Origin of the sequence: Streptomyces sp. NRRL WC-3549 (assembly GCF_000721935.1) — a bacterium.
Taxonomy (GTDB): Bacteria; Actinomycetota; Actinomycetes; order Streptomycetales; family Streptomycetaceae; genus Streptomyces.
In genome coordinates this window covers 1-216 of the sequence record NZ_KL585448.1, presented here as the reverse complement: position 1 = coordinate 216, position 216 = coordinate 1, and the positions used below count along the sequence as shown (strand labels likewise).

General features: G+C 72.2%; 1 protein-coding gene. It reads right to left on the bottom strand.

Going from position 1 to position 216, the window contains the following annotated elements:
- Positions 1-197, bottom strand: a 197-nt coding sequence (locus tag IH13_RS43765; RefSeq protein WP_158791475.1) for a hypothetical protein, incomplete at its 3' end; no start/stop codon positions are given.
- Positions 198-216: the final 19 nt, after the last annotated feature.

The window sequence follows — 216 nt, the reverse complement described above, 5'->3', positions numbered from 1 at the left end:
CCGGAGGCCGAGGCCGCGGAACCCTTGGTGGATGTCTCGGTGCCGGTGGTGCCGTGGGTGGTGTCGGCGAAGACGGCCGAGGCGCTCGACGCACAGGTGGAGCGGGTCTCGGGGTCCGCCGGGGACCGGGATCCGGTGGATGTCGGGTTCTCGTTGGCGACGACGCGTGCGGTGCTGGAACACCGCGCTGTGGTCATCGGTGACCGGACGGTCCGG